This is a genomic window from Clostridium sp. 1001271st1 H5, assembly GCF_005845215.1.
In the GTDB taxonomy this organism is placed as follows: Bacteria; Bacillota; Clostridia; order Lachnospirales; family Lachnospiraceae; genus Enterocloster.
On sequence record NZ_SPHO01000001.1, the window covers coordinates 334,040 to 350,920 of the forward strand.

At 51.3% G+C, this 16,881-nt stretch carries 17 protein-coding genes; 16 read left to right on the forward strand and 1 reads right to left on the reverse strand.

The window, feature by feature from the left end; genetic code table 11:
* The first annotated feature begins 68 nt into the window (after nt 1-68).
* The 11 genes from citD to rhaD all read left to right on the forward strand — a co-directional run bounded on the left by citD (nt 69) and on the right by rhaD (nt 10,072).
* Complete coding sequence (gene citD / locus FGS84_RS01410; RefSeq protein WP_138305955.1) at nt 69-344, forward strand: citrate lyase acyl carrier protein; 276 nt, start codon at nt 69-71, stop codon at nt 342-344.
* The gene (locus FGS84_RS01415; protein WP_138305956.1) at nt 341-1,219 is read left to right on the forward strand and encodes an aldolase/citrate lyase family protein; all 879 of its coding nucleotides are present in this window, start codon (nt 341-343) and stop codon (nt 1,217-1,219) included. The genes citD and FGS84_RS01415 overlap by 4 nt, the downstream gene beginning before the upstream one ends.
* On the forward strand, nt 1,212-2,618 hold the full coding sequence (gene citF, locus FGS84_RS01420; RefSeq protein WP_138305957.1) for a citrate lyase subunit alpha: 1,407 nt from the start codon (nt 1,212-1,214) through the stop codon (nt 2,616-2,618). Before FGS84_RS01415 ends, citF begins: the two co-directional genes overlap by 8 nt.
* Nucleotide 2,619: 1 nt before the next feature.
* A complete protein-coding gene (locus FGS84_RS01425; RefSeq protein WP_347563761.1) occupies nt 2,620-3,123 on the forward strand; it encodes an AEC family transporter in 504 nt (167 codons plus the stop codon).
* Between the two features lie 138 nt (nt 3,124-3,261).
* The gene (locus FGS84_RS01430; protein ID WP_138305958.1) at nt 3,262-4,326 is read left to right on the forward strand and encodes a tartrate dehydrogenase; all 1,065 of its coding nucleotides are present in this window, start codon (nt 3,262-3,264) and stop codon (nt 4,324-4,326) included.
* Between the two features lie 92 nt (nt 4,327-4,418).
* Entirely contained in the window at nt 4,419-5,051 is a 633-nt protein-coding gene (locus FGS84_RS01435; RefSeq protein ID WP_138305959.1) for a GntR family transcriptional regulator, read from the forward strand.
* Nucleotides 5,052-5,071: 20 nt separating this feature from the next.
* Entirely contained in the window at nt 5,072-6,040 is a 969-nt protein-coding gene (locus FGS84_RS01440) for an AraC family transcriptional regulator (RefSeq protein WP_138305960.1), read from the forward strand.
* Between the two features lie 131 nt (nt 6,041-6,171).
* Nucleotides 6,172-7,587: a rhamnulokinase gene (gene rhaB, locus FGS84_RS01445; RefSeq protein ID WP_207739814.1), complete on the forward strand. Its 1,416-nt coding sequence runs from the start codon at nt 6,172-6,174 to the stop codon at nt 7,585-7,587.
* A 30-nt stretch (nt 7,588-7,617) separates the two neighbouring features.
* Nucleotides 7,618-7,932, forward strand: a complete 315-nt coding sequence (rhaM, locus tag FGS84_RS01450; protein WP_138305962.1) for an L-rhamnose mutarotase — start codon at nt 7,618-7,620, stop codon at nt 7,930-7,932.
* A 26-nt stretch (nt 7,933-7,958) separates the two neighbouring features.
* Nucleotides 7,959-9,209 (forward strand): L-rhamnose isomerase, encoded by a 1,251-nt coding sequence (locus FGS84_RS01455; protein ID WP_138305963.1) that lies wholly within the window; start codon nt 7,959-7,961, stop codon nt 9,207-9,209.
* 35 nt (nt 9,210-9,244) lie between these two features.
* The gene (gene rhaD / locus FGS84_RS01460; protein ID WP_138305964.1) at nt 9,245-10,072 is read left to right on the forward strand and encodes a rhamnulose-1-phosphate aldolase; all 828 of its coding nucleotides are present in this window, start codon (nt 9,245-9,247) and stop codon (nt 10,070-10,072) included.
* Between the two features lie 196 nt (nt 10,073-10,268).
* Here the strand turns inward: rhaD and FGS84_RS01465 are convergent, their stop codons facing one another.
* Nucleotides 10,269-11,192, reverse strand: coding sequence for an AraC family transcriptional regulator (locus tag FGS84_RS01465; RefSeq protein ID WP_138305965.1), 924 nt, complete (start codon nt 11,190-11,192; stop codon nt 10,269-10,271).
* 248 nt (nt 11,193-11,440) lie between these two features.
* Between FGS84_RS01465 and dctP the strand changes: the two genes are divergently transcribed.
* The 5 genes from dctP (at nt 11,441) to FGS84_RS01490 (ending at nt 16,830) form a co-directional block, all read left to right on the forward strand.
* Nucleotides 11,441-12,463, forward strand: coding sequence for a TRAP transporter substrate-binding protein DctP (dctP, locus tag FGS84_RS01470; protein ID WP_138305966.1), 1,023 nt, complete (start codon nt 11,441-11,443; stop codon nt 12,461-12,463).
* Nucleotides 12,464-12,478: 15 nt separating this feature from the next.
* Complete coding sequence (locus tag FGS84_RS01475) at nt 12,479-12,949, forward strand: TRAP transporter small permease (protein WP_138305967.1); 471 nt, start codon at nt 12,479-12,481, stop codon at nt 12,947-12,949.
* A 1-nt stretch (nt 12,950) separates the two neighbouring features.
* The gene (locus FGS84_RS01480) at nt 12,951-14,258 is read left to right on the forward strand and encodes a TRAP transporter large permease (protein ID WP_138305968.1); all 1,308 of its coding nucleotides are present in this window, start codon (nt 12,951-12,953) and stop codon (nt 14,256-14,258) included.
* Nucleotides 14,259-14,450: 192 nt separating this feature from the next.
* On the forward strand, nt 14,451-15,515 hold the full coding sequence (locus FGS84_RS01485; protein ID WP_171042529.1) for a glycoside hydrolase family 88 protein: 1,065 nt from the start codon (nt 14,451-14,453) through the stop codon (nt 15,513-15,515).
* A gap of 79 nt (nt 15,516-15,594) precedes the next feature.
* A complete protein-coding gene (locus FGS84_RS01490; RefSeq protein WP_138305969.1) occupies nt 15,595-16,830 on the forward strand; it encodes a rhamnogalacturonan acetylesterase in 1,236 nt (411 codons plus the stop codon).
* Nucleotides 16,831-16,881 lie beyond the last annotated feature (51 nt).

Sequence of the window (16,881 nt, forward strand, 5' to 3'; positions counted from 1 at the left end):
TATGGAACTATATTTTAACTATTATTTTGTATCCAATATAAGATAGCACAGAAAAAAGGGGAAGAGACATGGTAATTAATAAAAATGCCGTAGCGGGTACACTGGAATCCAGCGATATCATGGTAGTTGTCCAGCCGGCTGAGCACGGCATACATATTGAACTTCAATCTTCGGTGTACCAGCAGTTTGGGGACGATATCATAAGGACAATCCGGGAAGTGGCCAAGTCACTGGAAGCAGAGGCAGCTTTCATTCAGGCCAATGACCACGGCGCACTGGACTGCACAATCCGGGCCAGGGTTGAGACGGCTCTTCGCAGGGCGTCAAAGGAGGAGGCTATATGAGACGTACTATGCTATTCTTACCGGGAAATAATCCCAATATGATTGTGAACGGCGGTCTTTTGGGAGCGGACAGCATTATATTTGATTTGGAAGATGCGGTGGCGCCTGACCAGAAGGACGCTGCCAGGATTCTGGTGAAGTCAGCTCTGGGTTCCCTTGATTTCGGCAGATGTGAAATCATTGTCCGAATCAATGCACTGGATACGCCTTACTGGGAGGAGGACCTTCAAGAGATGGTGCCTCTCAGGCCTGCAGTTATCATGCCAACTAAGGTCAGTGATGGGGATTACATCAGAAAGCTGGACCGGAAAATCACTGAAATAGAAGAGAAAAACGGAATGGATGCGGGTAAGATTAAGCTGATACCGCTGCTGGAAACAGCCATGGGGATTGAACATGCCTATGAGATAGCGGCCGCATCACCGCGGATGGAAGCCCTTTACCTGGGGGCGGAGGATTTGACCGCGGATTTAAGATGTGAACGGACAAAGGAAGGAAAGGAAATCCTGTATGCCAGGGGCCGTCTGGTGTGTGCAGCCAGGGCTGCCGGCATAGAGGCATATGATACCCCGTTTACGGATGTGGAAGATATGGAGGGGCTCAGAAAAGATGCCAGGTTGGCCAAGGGGCTGGGCTATACAGGTAAGGCGGTTATCAATCCCCGCCATGTGGAGGATGTAAACCGCATCTTCAGCCCGGGGGAGAAGGAGATACGCTACGCAAGGGAGGTATTTGAAGCCATCGGAGAAGCCAAACGCCAGGGAAAAGGCGCAATTTCCCTGAGAGGGAAGATGATTGACGCTCCGATTGTACAGAGGGCAAGGCTTGTACTGGAAGCAGCGTCTGAGCTGGAGGGGGTGAATTATTTTGAGTAAATTAGTGTCAAGCCTGAGGGAGGCAATTGAACGGTGCGGACTGAAGGATGGAATGTGCATATCCTTTCATCATCATTTCCGGGGAGGGGATTTCATCTTGAATATGGTGATGGAAGAGATTGCGGACATGGGAATCAGGAATCTGAAAATCAATGCCAGTTCCATCCATGACAGCCATGCCCCTCTGATAAAACATATGGAACACGGCGTGGTCACTGCACTGGAGACTGATTATATAGGACCTGTGGTGGGAAAGGCAGTCTCACAGGGAGTCCTTGAAACGCCGGTTATATTCCGGACCCACGGTTCAAGGCCCAGTGTAATCCAGTCGGGTGAGTCCCGGATTGATATAGCCTTTCTGGGAACTCCCGCATCGGATGACAGAGGGAACTGTACCGGTACAATCGGCAAGTCGGCCTGCGGTTCGCTGGGATATGCATTTGCGGATGCCGCATATGCTGATAAGGTGGTCATCATCACGGATTATCTTGTACCGTATCCCCTGACCAGGCGTTCCATCCCAGAGGAATATGTGGACTATGTGGTGAAGGTGGATGCCATTGGTGACCCGGCAGGAATTGTTTCAGGAACCACCAGACTGCCCAAGGACCCCATTGCACTGAAAATTGCGGATTACGCGGCAAAGGCCATAGAGGCATCCGGTTTATTAAAGAACGGGTTTTCATTCCAGACAGGTGCAGGCGGCGCCTCGCTTGCAGTGGCGGGATTCCTGAAGGATATTATGCTGAAACAGGGTATAAAGGGAAGCTACTGCCTGGGGGGGATTACAGGATATATAGTGGATATGCTGGAGGCAGGCTGCTTTGAGGCAATACAGGATGTACAGTGCTTTGATTTGAGGGCAGTGGAATCCATCAGGGATAACCAAAATCATATGGAGATAACTGCCAGCCAGTATGCAAGTCCCACTGCTAAAAGTACGGCGGCCTCGTCCCTGGATGTGGTGGTGCTGGGGGCGACCCAGATTGATACCCGGTTTAATGTCAATGTACATACGGATTCAAACGGTTATATCATAGGAGGCTCAGGCGGCCATACAGATGTAGCGGAATGTGCCAGGATGACCATTATCGTGGCGCCTCTCAGCCGTGCCAGGATGCCGCTTGTTGTGGATAAGGTGGACTGCATATCGACGCCAGGTTCCTCGGTGGACGTTCTGGTGACCCAGTATGGCGTATGCGTGAATCCGCGCCGCGCGGATTTGCTGAAACGTTTTGCAGGGGCAGGCATTCCGGTGGCGGATATACATGAATGGAAGGCATTGGCTGAGAAGATGAATGGAATTCCACGGTGCATTGAACATAAGACTTCCAGAACCGTGGCAAAGGTTATGGGGCGTGACGGTACCCAGATGGATACAATATTCCAGGTAGAGTAATATGGAGCATCTTATATTTGCATTAAATGCAACGGTTCCGGTTTTTTTACTTGTGCTGCTGGGGATGGCATTCAGGAAGACTGGTGTACTGGCACGGGATTTTGCAGATAAGATTAACCAATTTGTATTTAATGCCTCCCTGCCTGCAGTCCTGTGGAGAGACCTTTCAGGAGCTGATTTTCTGGAGGTCTGGGACGGGAAATTCATTGGCTTTTGTTTTGGGGCTGCCATAACCAGTATATTGATTGCCATGCCGGTATCCTTGATTCTGAAGGACAGGGGGATAAGAGGTGAATTCATACAGGCATCCTACCGCAGCAGTGCGGCTTTGCTGGGAATTGCTTTTGTGCACAATATATATGGCAGTTCAAGCATGGCCCCATTAATGATAATCGGCTGTGTTCCCTTATATAATATCATGGCTGTGGTGATTCTGGAGATGATGAGGCCGGGCAGGAAGAAGAATGGGTTCGGCCACTACCTTTGGTCCTTTTGTCATGGCTAAAAATATGGGGTATGATGGTGACCTTACTTCGAACACAGTGATGATTACGACCCGCGGATGTGCACTGACATTGACAATCGGGCTTTATGTATTAAAAAGCCTGAATCTGATTTGAGGAAGGAGTTGCAGATAAATTATATGAAGGTACATAAAATTGCAGTCATACCAGGAGACGGGATAGGACCGGAGGTGTTGGCAGAAGGGATTAAGATTCTTAAAAAGACAGCCTGTCTGGACGGAGGTTTTTCTTTTGAGTTCACACAATTTCCATGGGGGTGTGAGTATTATCTTGAACATGGAAGGATGATGGATGAGAACGGGATTGATATTCTGAAGGATTTTGATGCCATATATTTAGGGGCTGTGGGAGCGCCCGGGGTACCGGACCATATCTCTCTGTGGGACCTGCTTCTGAATATACGTAAAAGTTTTGACCAGTATATCAATCTTCGGCCGGTGGTGCTGCTGAAGGGAGCGCCCTGCCCTCTGAAGGATGCGAAACGGGAAGATATTGACATGATATTTGTGCGGGAGAACAGCGAGGGTGAATATGCAGGCAGCGGAAGCTGGCTCTATAAGGGGAAACCTAATGAAGTAGTGATTCAAAACAGCGTATTCTCACGTTTTGGATGTGAACGGGTCATCCGCTATGCCTATAATCTGGCGAGGGAAAAGGGTAAGACGCTGACAAGCATAAGCAAGGGGAATGCCCTTAATTATTCCATGGTTTTCTGGGACCAGATATTTAAGGAGGTGGGACTTGAGTATCCGGATGTCAAAACCTATTCTTATCTGGTGGATGCGGCCAGTATGTTCATGGTCAGGGACCCAAAGCGCTTTGAGGTGGTGGTGACATCCAATCTGTTTGGGGATATACTCACAGACCTTGGCGCAGCAATTGCAGGAGGACTGGGACTGGCGGCAGGCGCCAATTTGAATCCTGAACATAGATTTCCTTCCATGTTTGAACCGATTCATGGGTCGGCGCCTGATATCGCAGGCCAAAATATCGCAAATCCTCTTGCTTCCATATGGTCTGCCAGCCAGATGCTGGAGTTTTTCGGATACAGTGAATGGGCTCAGAAGGTCCTGGATGCAGTAGAGACAATCATGTGTGAGGGCCGGATACTTACGCCGGATATGGGAGGAAGTTCAACCACCTCCCAGGTAGGAGATGAAGTGGCGGCCATATTGGAACGGTAACCACGGTGATGTATGGCAATTGACAGAGGCTTAAGGAGGCGCTAAAATATGGAGGGGGATTCATCTCAATTACAAATGAAGTGAGGAAATAAATGAAAAGCATCCAGAATATTCAGACCAAGGACCTTGTGGTCCAGATTTTACGGGAACAGATTCTTTCCGGCGATTTGAAGCCGGGAGAAGAATTGACTCAGGAAGATGTGGCAGAAAAATTAGGGGTATCCAGAATGCCTGTGAGGGAGGCATTACAGGCCCTTACCCAGGAAGGATTTCTGACGAGGATGCGCAACCGCCATGTCTGTGTGTCCCGCATGAAGCGGACCCAGGTGTTGGAGTCATTTCGAATTATGGCTGTGGTGGAGTCTGAAATGCTTGGTATGCTGGATGAACCGGCGGCTCAGGTGCTGGTAAATCATATTGAGGAAACCATAAAGATATTGGAGCAGGGCAGAGAGGACAGAGGAAGGGAACTGGAATTGGAATACCACTGGCTGGTCGGTGAACTGCTTGAAAACCCATATTTGCAGCAGATGCTCAAAAAGCTTCAGGAGGGCTATTTATCATATGTCCTTTTGAAACTGCCTTTTATACAAAGCGAAAGGCTGGTTCTCCTGCAGCAGTTAGGAAATGCTGTCCGAAAGAGAGAGTGCTCAGTCATAAAGGACGTTCTGGTGAGGTATTTCCAGCATCTGGCTGACATTCTCCTCAGCCGGGCAACCGTATGATACAGGGGAAGGGGATTTTTATGAACCAGGAGCTGATTCAGAGCTTAAGCGTCATTACGGAAGAAGAAAAGAAGATACTGGAAGGCAGTCCGGATATTGACAGGACCCTGTACATGGACCGGGAGGACATGGTCATTGACAGTGACAAGCTTCTGGAGGCAGGCAGGCTCATTACCATCCGGCCCCACACCCGCTTCGTACATTTTCCGGAGCACACACACAACTATGTGGAAGTGATTTACATGTGCCGCGGGGAGACGACTCATGTGGTGGACGGCAGGGAACTGAAGCTAAAGGAAGGGGAACTGCTGTTCCTGAACCAGCATGCTGTCCAGGAAATCCAGCCTGCGGGCCGGGAAGATATAGCGGTGAACTTCATCATTCTTCCGGAATTTTTTGACACGGCCTTCCGCATGATGGGGGAGGAGGAGAACCTGCTGCGGAACTTTATTGTGGGATGTCTCTGTGATGATACCAGATACGGACGTTACCTTCACTTCCAGATAGCGGACGTGCTTCCGGTCCAGAACCTGGTGGAGAATCTGGTGTGGTCCCTTATGCATGAACGGGAGGGAATGCAGTCCATGAACCAGACCACCATGGGCCTGCTGCTGCAGCATCTCATGCATTATACAGGGCGAATCCGGGTGAACCGGGACAGCGAACAATCCTTTGAGCAGCAGCTCACCCTCCAGGTCCTGCGCTACATAGACGAGCATTACAGGGAGGGCAGTCTGACTGAACTGGCAGCCCTGATGGGATATGACGTGTACTGGCTCAGCCGGGCCATCAACCGTTTGCTGGGCCGCAATTACAAGGAATTGCTGCAGATTAAGCGGCTGAACCAGGCCGCGTTTCTCCTGCACAGCACGCGTATGCCGGTGGCGGATGTAAGCTTTGCCGTGGGCTATGACAATACCAGCTACTTTTACCGTATATTCAGGACCTATTACGGAATGTCACCCAGGGAGTACAGAAGGAACGGATAGAAGGTCCGGGCTGCACAAGGCTGCCGGTCCAAAACAGTGTTTAAGTGCAAATAAGGACGCATTTTTTTATAAATGCCGTTCTTATTTTTTTGTTCTTTCTGATATATGATGGTGATAACAGACGAGGAGGTATGACAGTGAACCGTTATTATCTTGCAGTGGACATAGGGGCATCCAGCGGGCGGCACATCCTGGGGTGGATGGAGAACGGAACGATGAACCTTCGGGAAATCTACCGTTTTTCCAATGGCATGGAAATGGAGGACGGAACCCTGTGCTGGAATCTCAGCCGGCTTTTTGAGGAAATCAAGGCCGGAATGAAAGAATGTAAAAAACTGGGAATCAACCCGGTGAGCATGGGCATCGACACCTGGGCCGTGGACTTTGTCCTTTTGGACAAACAGGGACATGTGCTGGGCAAAACAGCCGGCTACAGGGACAGGCGTACCGAGGGAATGGATTTAAAGGTATATGAGCGGATTTCCAGGGAGGAGCTGTACCAAAGGACCGGCATCCAGAAGCAGATTTTCAACACCATTTACCAGCTGATGGCAGTGAAGGAACAACAGCCGGAAATTCTTTCCGGGGCGGAAAGTTTCCTCATGGTGCCGGATTACTTAAACTACCTTTTGACCGGGGTAAAGAAGCAGGAGTACACCAATGCCACCACCACCCAGCTGGTAAATCCCTCCCAACGCACCTGGGACAGGGAATTGATTGAGACACTGGGATATCCCCGGAAGCTTTTCGGTGAATTGTCCATGCCGGGAACCGTGGTGGGAAGACTCAGCGGGGAGATACAGAGGGAGACGGGCCTGGATTGCCAGGTGGTGCTTCCGGCCACCCATGATACTGGCTCCGCTGTGGCGGCCGTGCCTTCCAACCGGGACCATGTGCTCTATATCAGCTCAGGAACCTGGTCCCTAATGGGGACGGAGCTTAGGGAGGCTGACTGCCGGAAGGTGAGCATGGAGGCCAACTTTACCAACGAGGGCGGATATGAGTACAGGTACCGTTTCCTTAAGAATATCATGGGGCTGTGGATGATTCAGTCCGTGAGAAAGGAATGGAAGGAAGCTGGGGAGGATTATTCCTTTGGCGAAATATGCCAGAGGGCTTCCCGCGAAACCATTTCCTCCATTGTGGACTGTAATGACAGCCGTTTCCTGGCTCCTGAGAGCATGTGCGGCGCGGTAAAGGCATACTGTGAGGAGACGGGACAGCAGGTGCCTGAGACCAAGTGGGAGATGGCGGCCGTGATTTATAACAGCTTGGCGGACTGCTACCGCATCTGCTGCCGGGAAATCGAGAGTCTTACAGGCGCGGGCTATGACTGCATCCACATTGTTGGAGGCGGAGCCAATGCAGACTACCTGAACCGCCTGACAGCAAAGGCCACAGGAAAAACTGTATATGCAGGCCCGGCCGAGGCCACGGCCATTGGGAACCTGGCAGTGCAGATGATAGAGGGGAATGAGTACCGGGACCTTGAGGATGCCAGGGACAGTATATTCCGCTCATTTGAAATTAAAACATATGAACCTTGATGAAATGGTTTTGTGAGGGGAGGGGACCGTATGGTCAGAAAAGGATTTAAGATGTTCCTCAATCCGGGAATGGCAGAGGAATATGAGAGGCGGCACAATGAACTGTGGCCTGAGATGAAAGAAATGATACACCAGTACGGCGGACATAATTACAGCATTTTTCTGGACAGGGAGAACCATGTGCTCTACGGGTACCTGGAAGTGGAGGACGAGGAACTCTGGGACCGGTCAGCAGATACGCCCGTTAACCGCAGGTGGTGGGACTATATGGCCGACATCATGGAGACCCATGCGGACAACAGCCCGGTATGCGTTGACTTTGTACCGGTATTTCATTTGGATTAAAATTTGATGGTGAAAAGGAGAATACCATGGACATACAGGAAAGATATGAATCAGCAAAAGAAATCTACGCCGGATTAGGCGTTGACGCGGACGCGGCAGTGGAGCAGCTCAGGAACATTCCCATTTCCATGCACTGCTGGCAGGGGGATGACGTCATGGGATTTGAGGGTGCGGACAGTCTGTCCGGCGGCATCCAGGCAACGGGAAACTATCCTGGAAAGGCCAGAAATCCCCAGGAGCTTATGGCGGATATTGACAAGGCATTGAGCCTGATTCCGGGAAAGCACAGAATCAATCTTCACGCCAGCTATGCCATTTTCCAGAACGGGGAAAAGGCGGACCGCGACGCACTGGAGCCAAAGCATTTCACGAAATGGGTGGAATTTGCAAAGGAGAGAGGGCTGGGACTGGACTTCAACCCTACCATGTTCTCCCATCCAAAGGCTGAGAACGCCACCCTGTCCAGCGAGGACCCTGAAATCAGGAGGTTCTGGATTGACCACTGCAAGGCCTGTGTGCGCATTTCCCAGTACTTTGCTCAGGAGCTGGGAAGTCCCTGCGCCATGAACATCTGGATTCCCGACGGATTCAAGGATGTACCGGCTGACCGCACCAGTCCAAGGGCCAGGCTGAAGGATTCCCTGGACCAGATTCTGGCCATGGATTACGATAAGAGCAAGGTGCTTATTGCAGTGGAATCCAAGGTGTTCGGCATTGGTATGGAGAGCTGTACCGTTGGCTCCCATGAGTTTTACATGAACTATGCTGCCTCCAGGGGCATCATGTGCCTGCTGGACAGCGGCCACTTCCATCCCACGGAAATGATATCCGATAAGATTTCCTCCATGCTGCTGTTTTCAGACAAGATTGCCCTTCACGTAAGCCGCCCCGTGCGCTGGGACAGCGACCATGTGGTGCTCTTTGACGACGAGACAAGGGAGATTGCTAAGGAGATTGTCAGGAACGACCCCGGCAGGGTGCTTCTGGCCCTGGACTTTTTCGACGCCAGCATCAACCGTGTCTGCGCATGGGTGGTGGGTATGAGAAACATGCAGAAAGCCCTTTTATATGCCCTGCTTATGCCGAATGAGAAGCTTGCAAAGCTTCAGGAGGAGCGCAGGTTCACGGAGCTCATGATGGAGCAGGAAGAGCTTAAGACATATCCATTTGGGGATGTGTGGGATTATTTCTGCCGGATAAACCAGGTGCCGGTGAAGGAACAGTGGTTTAGGGAAGCAGAATCCTATGAGAAGGAAGTACTCTTAAAGCGCAGCTGACAGATTGAAAAAATAATGATTGTGAGGAATAGAGGATGAAAGTATTAGACACAGCTTTTGCAAAAGGCTTCATACGTGTGTGTGATGACGGATTTAACCAGAACTGGCATGAGAGAAACGGCGGCAACTTAAGCTACCGCATCAAGCCGGAGGAAGTGGAGTCCGTGAAGGAGGAGCTTTCCTATGACGGGGAGTGGCAGTCCATCGGCACCAGCGTACCTGCCCTGGCAGGGGAGTATTTTATGGTGTCAGGAAGCGGCAAATTCATGCGCAACATGATTCTGGAACCGGAGTCCAACTGCTGTATCCTGGAGGTGGACCAGGCAGGGGAGAACTACCGTATCTGCTGGGGACTGGTTAAGGGCGGAAGGCCCACCAGCGAGCTGCCCACCCATCTGATGAACCATGAGGTGAAGATGAAGGCTACAGAGGGCAGATACAGGGTGATTTACCATGCCCATCCTGCCAATATCATTGCCCTGACCTTTGTCCTGCCCCTGACAGATGAGGTGTTTACCAGGGAACTGTGGGAAATGGCCACGGAGTGCCCCGTGGTATTCCCCTCAGGCGTGGGCGTGGTGGGCTGGATGGTGCCCGGCGGACGCGACATTGCCGTGGCCACCAGCAGACTGATGGAGGAGTACGACGCAGCCGTATGGGCCCACCACGGCCTGTTCTGTGCAGGGGAGGACTTTGATTTGACCTTTGGCCTGATGCATACCATTGAGAAGTCGGCTGAAATCCTGGTAAAGGTGTTAAGCATCCGCCCGGACAAGCTTCAGACCATCACACCCCGGGATTTTAAGAATCTGGCAGTGGATTTCCATGTGAACCTGCCTGAAAAATTCCTGTATGAGAAATAGGCGGTAAAAAACAGGAAGCTGATAAAAAGAAAATAAGATGGCGGAAAAAAGAGGGGACATTCCCGGGAAGGGGAATGCCTCCTCTTTTGGTGTACAACAGCAATCATACAATGTTGTGGTAAAAATGGGACTGCAGAGTGCGGCTTCCGGCGGGAGATGGCCGGCAGGAGATTACCCTCCGGATTTGCCGGCAGCTCTACCGGCTGGAAGAAAGCTGCTCCGTGTCCTCCTCGAAATCCGTGGTCAGCTCATTGGTATAGGTCACTGTGTTCAGGGTTTTGCGGTATTTGAGAGGGGAAATGGTCATGAAGGATTTGAACATCCGTTCGAAGTAGGTCAGGCTTTCATAACCCAGCTCATGGGCAATCCCGGAGATGCTCATATCTGTTTCCTCCAGCAGGCGCTTGGCCCTGCGTATGCGGTGTATGTTGGTGTACTCCGTGACCGTGTATCCCGTAATCTCCTTAAAGGTGCGGCACACATAATATTTGCTGAGATAGAAGTGGGCGGCCAGCTCCTCCAGGGAAATATTCTGCTCGCAGTTTTCGGAAAGATAGTCGGCTATGGCGTAGGCCGTGCGGTATTTGGGGTGGTCGGAGGAATGGGGGCTGGCGCCCTCCTGCTTTGACACATAGGAAGTTATCTTAAAGAGCCACGTAAGGGTTTCCAATTCAATGCCAATCTTGTAATTGCGGGCCTTTTCAGTCATGGCAATGCGCAGGTTGCGGTAAAAGTTAAGGAACAGGGCCTGCTGCTCCTTATCCAGGTGGTAGACCCCGTAGTGCTCATGAAAGAACCGCACCAACTGCAGGGAAGGGTACCTCTGGTCAAAGGACTGCATCCGGTCATAGGCAACGTACAGGATGACGCGGTTATGGCCGGTGTCCTCTGCTGTCACGGACTTTGTCATGTGAATCAGGTTGGTGTCCACCAGAATCAGGTCCCCGGAGCGGGCCACGTATTCCCTGTTGTTGAAGAAAAAAAGACGCTCCCCTTCTATGATGTAAAAAATCTCGTATTGGTTGTGGAAATGCTTTACCCGCATGTCGAACTTGCCGTAGCGGACCATTTGCTCCAGGGAAATCCCCTCAATCTCTCCGTAAAATGTCACCTTTTCCATATGTCTGGCCTATCCTCCTGTTCCTGTGCATCCATGTATAGTATAGTTGTAATCAATCAGGCTGTACCTGTCAACAGATGAGAGCAATATTGTTTGAAAAATGTTAAAAGACTGCAACACGGAATAAGAAACAGCCCTCGGTATATGATACAATCTAGTCAAACAAGAGTACAGAAGATATGCATCAGCCCATGGGATTATCTGTACTTATTGCAGATGGTGAACTGCGTATGAAAAGGAGAGAGAACATGAAATCTTGCAGGAAAACAATCGGTATAGCGGCAGCGGTTTTAAGCGTGGCCGTCATATGTGTGACCTTTTTCCAGGTGACAAGTGCAAAGGCCAGCGACAAGCTGGTAATCAGGCTGGCCCACAACCAGGCGGCGGGCTCTGAGATAGCGGATTCCATTGCCCTGATATCGGATATTGCGGCAGAGGACGCTTCCATGAATATGGAGGTGCAGATTTATCCCAGCGGTGTCCTGGGGACCGAGAAGGACATCATTGAGATGGTGAAAGCGGGAATCCTGGACATGGCCAAGGTAAGCTCCAACACCCTGGGGCAGTTTAAGGAGGAATACTCCATTTTCGCTGTTCCATATCTTTTTAACGGACAGCAGCATTATTACGACGCCATGCAGAAGTCGGAGAAGGTAAAGGAGCTGTTCATGTCCACGGAGGACGAGGGTTATATAGCCATTGGTTACTATGCCAACGGGGCCAGGAACTTTTATCTGAAGGAGGACAAGCCCTGTGTTGAACCTTCTGTATTAAAAGGCAAGAAGATACGCTCCATGCCCAACACTACCTCTATGGACATGATTGAGGCCATGGGTGGAACCCCGGTGCCCATGGCGGGAGGGGAGACTTATGCGTCCCTTCAGCAGGGCATTGTGGACGGCGCGGAGAATACGGAGCTGGTGCTCACCGTGGACGGACATCAGGATTTGGTAAAATCCTATACATATACGGAGCACCAGTATTCGCCGGATATTTATATCATCAGTACCAAGACCTGGAACCGCATGACAGCACAACAGCAGGATTATCTGGTAAAAGGATTTGAACAGACCAATGAGAACTTCAAGCAGCTCTATAACGGCATGATGGATGAGGCCGTTGCGGAGGCTGAATCCAACGGCGTGCACATTTACAGGGATATAGACAAGACTGCGTTCATACAGGCGGTACAGCCCATCCATGACAAATTCTGTGCCAAGGGCGGGAGTTATAAAGCCCTGTATGACGATATCCAGAAGTACGCAGAGTAAAAGGGGGAAAGCAAGATGATGAAAATATTGAACCGGTTTCTGGAAACCGTGCTGGCCATTCTGGTGGCGCTTATGGTGGCGGGATGCTTCTGGCAGGTAATTACCCGCTTCCTGCTGCACAATCCCAGCAAATACACGGAAGAACTTTTAAGATACATGCTCATATGGCTTACCATGCTGGGGGTGCCTTATGCCTACGGCAGGGATAGCCATCTGTCCATCAACCTGATTACCAGGACGTTTAAGCCAAAGAACCTGACCAGGACAAAGATAGGAATCGAATTCCTGGTCCTGTTCATCAGTATCTTTGTGATGATAGCGGGAGGCTTTATGGTGACCCTTAACTCGGCAGGCCAGATATCTCCGGCCATGCAGCTTCCCATGCAGGTATATTACATATGTGTGCCCATAAGCGGCGTTCTGATGGTATTATACTGCGTGCAGCGTCTCATCGTGTTTACAAAAGATTTAAAGGAGGAGAAATAGTATGGAAATTCAGGCAGCCATTGTTCTGGTCCTGGTATTCTTTCTCATGCTGGCCATGAGCGTACCGGTATCATTCAGCATCATTTCAGCGTCACTGCTGACCATCATCATGTTCCTGACACCTGGTTTCGGCATGTTTGTCTCTGCCCAGAAGATTGTCAGCGGAATCGACAGCTTTACCCTTTTGGCCGTGCCCTTCTTTGTGCTGGCGGGACTGCTTATGAGCAGCGGCGGTATTGCCAAGCGGCTGATTAACCTGGCCATGCTTTTTCTGGGCAGGGTTCCCGGCTCCCTGGCCATGACCAACATAGCGGGCAACGCCATGTTCGGTTCCATATCAGGCTCGGGCATTGCAGCGGCAACCGCCATCGGAGGCGTCATGCTGCCCCTGGAGGAGGAGCAGGGATATGACAAGGGTTTTTCAGCGGCCGTGAATATTGCCACCGCGCCTGTGGGCCAGCTGATTCCGCCCACTGCCTCCTTTATCGTGTATTCCGCTGCCAGCGGAGGTGTCTCTGTTGCAGCATTACTCATGGCAGGCTGGGTGCCGGGACTTTTGTGGGCAGCCCTGTGCATGGCAGTGGCCTGTGTCTACGGCGCAAAGCACGGATATGTGATGAAGCGGGACAAGATGACGGCAGCCATCGTTGTAAAGACCGTATGGGAGGCCATTCCCAGCCTGTTCCTTATTGTTATCATAATCGGCGGCATCCTTTCCGGTTATTTCACCCCCACCGAGGCATCGGGTGTGGCCGTTGTATATGCCTTCCTTTTATCGGTATTCGTATATAAGAGCATTAAGATAAAGGATATGCCCAGGATACTGGTGGACACAGCGGTTATGACCACCATCGTCATGCTGATTATCGGAGCATCCTCCGTGCTGTCCTTTGTCCTGTCCTTTACAGGATTGCCCCAGGCTATCAGTAAGCTGCTGCTGGGGATTTCCGATAACCGGATTGTCATTCTGCTGATTATCAATATAACACTGCTGATTGTGGGAACCTTTATGGACATGGCTCCGGCCCTGCTCATATTCACACCTATTTTCCTTCCCATTGTAAAGAGCCTGGGAATGGACCCCATCCAGTTCGGAGTCATGATTGTCATGAACCTGTCCATCGGCACCATTACGCCGCCGGTTGGAAATGTTCTCTTTGTGGGATGCAGCGTTGCCAGACTGCAGGTGGAGGACGTAATGAAGAAACTGCTCCCCTTCTTTGGAGCCATTGTGGCTGCATTGATGTTCATTACCTTTGTGCCGGGATTCAGTCTGTGGCTGCCCGGCGTCCTGGGATTGCTGAAATAAGAGCAGAAAGCGCAGGGATATTAAATAAGGAGCGGGGACGAAAGAAGGAGCGAAAATGAAAAGAGGAGCGAGGATGAAATGAGGAGTATGGACGGAGTGAAGAGCAGGGAAGAAATACAGCAGGCAGACCGTGTGTGGAACATAGATAAGAGCCTAATCCAGGAAAAGCTGGACCGGGTCATTGAAAAGCTCATGAACCTGGGCGGACCTGAGAACAGGGAGGAACTGGCTGAAGGAGGGGAGGCCATTGGCTTCTTTAAACGGGATTTCGGAATCCGGGAATGGGACTGGCCCCAGGGCGTGGGGCTGTACGGGCTGCTGAGAATCATGCAGGCACGGAAGAATGAGGATTATAAGGAATTCCTGTACCAGTGGTTTAAGGACAATATAAAGGAAGGACTTCCATCCAAAAACATCAATACCACCACACCCCTTCTCACATTGGCGGAGCTTAACGAGTATTACCACGACCAGGAATTTGAAGCGCTCTGCCTTACATGGGCGGACTGGCTCATGAACTGCCTGCCCAGAACAAGGGAAAGAGGATTCCAGCATGTAACCAGCGCCAACGGGGACCGTCAGGGAGTGAGGCTCAATGAAAATGAGATGTGGATTGACACCATTTTCATGACAGTGCTGTTTCTCAACCGAATGGGGCAGAAATACCGGAACCAGGCATGGATTGATGAGTCCATCCACCAGGTGCTGATGCACATCAAGTATCTGTGCGACAAGGAGACAGGGCTGTTTTACCACGGATGGACCTTCAATGAAAGGAATAATTTCGGCGGCATCTTCTGGTGCAGGGGAAACAGCTGGTTTACCTTGGGGATACTGGATTACATTGATATGTTTAAGGGGACCATGAATGCCGGGGTAAAGGAGTTTGTGGTGGATGCATATAAGGCTCAGGCAGAGGCTCTGAAGGGGCTTCAGGGCAAAAGCGGGCTGTGGCACACGGTGCTGACCGACCGGGACAGCTATGAGGAGGTTTCGGGCAGCGCCGCCATCACAGCGGGAATCCTTAAGGGAATCCGCTACGGAATCCTGGATGATTCCTATCTGCCCTGTGCATGGAAGGCAGTGAAAGCCATTTTGGATAACATTGACAGGGACGGAACCGTGCTCAATGTGTCCGGAGGCACCGGAATGGGATATGACGCTGACCACTATAAGAACATACTGATTGCGCCCATGGCGTATGGACAGTCCCTGACCATACTGGCGCTGGCAGAGGCTTTGCTGCACCTGGATTAGGCAGCGGGTACCGCACGCACTGTTATTCAGACCAGGGGGCGCCGGACCTGCTGCTGCAAACGAAAAGGAGGAGTGAACCTTGAGGAGATTTGACTGGAGGGAAATCAGCTCCAAACGAATGAGGAACATACCGGAGATTTTAAGCGGTTTTGACCCGGAACTGCCTTCCTACACCCGGGAATACGGGCTGGCCAGCTTTTATGAGGACCTGGACCGGGAGGGAGTTTATCAGGTGGATATTGCCCTTGAGGCTGTCCGGGAAACGGATGAACTGTTTCTGTTCGCAGGCAGAAAGAACCTGTGTTACTATGGAAGCCTGTCAGCCGGAGAACGGCTTAAGGTGCGGGTATACGTCCATGCAGGCGATATCATTCCCAGATACCACAGTGTCCCCTGTGCCATGAGGAAGGTCTTTGTGACAGCCGCATGCCGGAATCCGGAGAACCTGGGAGGCTGGGACATAAAGGTTAGCCCTGTCCCGGCCGGGGTGAAGACCGTGTATCTGGCAGGGGATTCCACTGTGGCAGACCAAATCAGTGAGGTCCCCTATCATCCGGGAGCCTGCTTTGCATCCTGGGGCCAGGCCCTGACCGCCTATGTGGGCGGTACCTGGGCAGTGGATAACCAGGCACACTGCGGGCTTTCCACGGAAACCTTCCGGAAAGAGGGGCATATGGATATCATCCGCAGGGAAATAAGGCCGGGGGATGTCTGCATGTTCCAGTTTGCCCACAATGACCAAAAGCAGTGGTATCTGCAGCCCTCACTGGGATACAGGGAGAATCTGTGCAGGTTTCTGGATGAGATAAGGGAGAAACAGGGCGTTCCCGTGCTGGTGACTCCCCTTGGAAGAAATACCTGGCTGGAAGGCGGCAGCCGTTATCTGGACCTGCTGGAGGAGTATGCCGTGGAAACGGCATCCATTGGAAAGGAACAGGGAGTGCCTGTCATTGACCTGCACAGGTATTCCACAGGGTTCTATCAGGAAAAGGGTTTTGAGGAGAGCAAGGGTTATTTCCATCCCGGGGACATGACCCACACCAATGAGTACGGGGCAGTACTTTTTGCAGGTGTGGTTGCGGACGGGCTGAGACAGTGTGTTCCGGGATTCGGCGCCTGTACATGCGGCGTGACCAGAAACATGGAGCCGGCCGCAGGATTGTGGGATGCCCTGAAACAGGAGGGGGATGCCAGAAATATGACGGATGAAGAAAAGGAACAGTTTGATGCCCTGGAAAAGTCCCAGGACAACCTGATTCGCGCGGTGGAGGAAGCCCGGGCAGGGTTTCGCAAATTTCATGAAAAGTGTCTGTAACCATTAACAGGCACTTTCTTTTTTTGCGTATTGATAATATAATAGGCACAT